The organism is Streptomyces bambusae (genome assembly GCF_019400985.1).
In the GTDB taxonomy this organism is placed as follows: Bacteria; Actinomycetota; Actinomycetes; order Streptomycetales; family Streptomycetaceae; genus Streptomyces; species Streptomyces bambusae_A.
In genome coordinates this window covers 1-733 of sequence record NZ_WTFF01000712.1, presented here as the reverse complement: position 1 = coordinate 733, position 733 = coordinate 1, and the positions used below count along the sequence as shown (strand labels likewise).

Annotated in this window: 1 pseudogene; it reads right to left on the bottom strand. The window is 75.0% G+C overall.

What is annotated here, in order from left to right:
• Positions 1 to 2: 2 nt before the first annotated feature.
• Positions 3 to 733, bottom strand: a pseudogene (locus GPJ59_RS36685) (hypothetical protein); the annotation flags it as partial.

The window sequence follows — 733 nt, the reverse complement described above, 5'->3', positions numbered from 1 at the left end:
TTTCACATTGGTTTCATTAGTGCAAGCAGAAGACTGCCAACGCGAACGCCCTCGTTCTCGTGGGCTCGGAGATAGTGATAAGAGACTGGCCCGGGGGCGGTCGGCGGCTGCGGTTCGCCGAGCACGGTCAGCGCGGCGTGCCAGCGGCCCCGGGCGATCTCGACCTGCGACCGGAGCACCGAGCGTTCCGTCATGAGGTCGGGGTCGCGGAAGGTGTCCGGGAGCAGCTCCGCGCGGTCGAGGTGCACGGCCGCCGCGTGCAGGTCCCCCCGTTCGACGGCCACCGCGGCCAGCGCCAGACAGGCCGCGCCCGAGCGGTGGGCCTCGGGGATCCCGTACTCGTCGGCGACCTCCAGGGATGCCTCTGCGTGCTCCTCGGCGCCCGTCAGGGCTCCGTCGGCGGCCTCGGCCAGGGCCAGCCGTCCCAGGCACCGGTGGCGCAGCAGCACCGTCTCGTCGCCGGAGCACGCCCGGACCGCTTCCGCCAGCCCCTCCCGGGCCGTGCGCAGGTCTCCGGAGCGCAGCTGGGCGTACGCACGCCCGTAGAGCCTCAGGGGCTCCAGCTCGGGGTGCCGGAGCAGTTCCTCGGACGGCAGGCGGGCCATGAGGTCCGCCACCCGCCGGGCCGCGTCGTCCGCGGCGCCGGCGTCGGGGGCGGACAGGAGCCGCAGCAGGGCGGCGGTGAGCTCCTCGGCCGGGCCCGCTCGCGCGCCCTCGCGGGCCAGGCGGCGCT